1 pseudogene is annotated in these 1271 nt (G+C 81.2%); it reads left to right on the top strand.

Going from position 1 to position 1271, the window contains the following annotated elements:
- Window positions 1-214: 214 nt before the first annotated feature.
- Window positions 215-1271: pseudogene (locus GTR00_RS21090) on the top strand (hypothetical protein); the annotation flags it as partial.

The raw sequence follows: 1271 nt of genomic DNA, 5'->3' as shown, positions 1-1271 counted from the left end.
TGGTCGCCGATCGGCGGGCGCGGCGGGCACGCACCACCCGCGCGGCGGGTGCGGGTCCGGTGCGCGGCCCGCCCGGCGCGGCCCGCCCGGGCCGCCCGCGGCCCGCCCTAGCATGGTCCCCGGCCCGCGCCCGCGGGCCGCCCGCGCACACCGCGCCCGAGACCTGGAGGGGACACTGGACGGGGCTGGCCGCAGCAGCGTCGCCGACCGCTACGTGCTGCACCGCGAACTGCCCTCGACGTCGGGCTCGCGCGACCACCTCGGCTGGGACACCACCCTGGACCGGTGGGTGCGGGTGCGCACCCTCGAGGCCGACGACCCGCGCGCCGGGGAGTTCCTCGACGCCGGCCGCCGCGCCGCCACCCTCACCGACCCGCACGTGCCGCGCGTCCTGGACGCCGGCACCGACCTGCACGAGAGCGCCTCCGGGCAGCGGCGCGCGGCGGTGTTCGTGGTGGAGGAGCACGTCGAGGGCTGGTCGATGGGCGACCTGCTGCGCGAGGGCCCGCTGAGCCCGGGCGCGGTGCGCGGCCTGGTCGGGGAGGCCGCCACGGCCCTGGAGGCCGCCGCCCGCCGCGGCCTGCACCACACCCGCCTGACGCCGGAGTCGGTGGTGCTGGGCCCCGACGCCGTGGTGCGCGTCCTGGGCGTGGGGGTGGAGGCCGCCCTCGACGAGGACCCGCCGGCGGTCTCCCCCGGCCGCGCCGCCGCGCTGGCCAACCGCGCCGACGCCGTGGGGCTGGTGGCGCTGGTGTACGCCGGGCTCACCGGGCGCTGGCCGCGCCTGGAGGACGCGCCCGCCGCGCCCGGCCTGCCCGCGGCCCCCGCCGCCGGGGGCCGCGGGGCCCCGCCGGTGCCGGTGAAGGAGCTGCGCGCCGACGCCCCCAACGACCTGGACACGCTGTGCGCGGTGACGTTCGGCCCGCACGAGGACGGCCCGCGCAGCCCCGCGGAGCTGGCCCTGCAGCTGGCGCCGTGGTCGCTGGCCGAGCTGGACGACGTGCTGCGGCGCATGCGCGGGGAGCTGGCCGCGGCGGAGTTCCGCGGCCGGCTGCAGAACCGCGACGAGGTGGTGCCCGAGGAGGAGCCGCCGGTGCCGTTCACCGCGCCGCGCTCCACCGCGCGCCCGGAGCGCTCGGACTCGCGCCTGGTGCTGGCCCTCGTCGGCGCGGTCGTGGCGGTGGGCCTGGTGCTGTCGCTGTGGCAGCTGCGCGGCCTGGGCGGCGGCGGGGACGAGGAGCCCGCCGCCCCGGTGGCCTCCTCCGCCGCCC

The organism is Kineococcus indalonis, from assembly GCF_009906395.1.
GTDB lineage: Bacteria > Actinomycetota > Actinomycetes > Actinomycetales > Kineococcaceae > Kineococcus > Kineococcus indalonis.
Note: the sequence above shows the minus strand (reverse complement) of the source record. Positions and strands in the feature narration are given on the sequence as shown.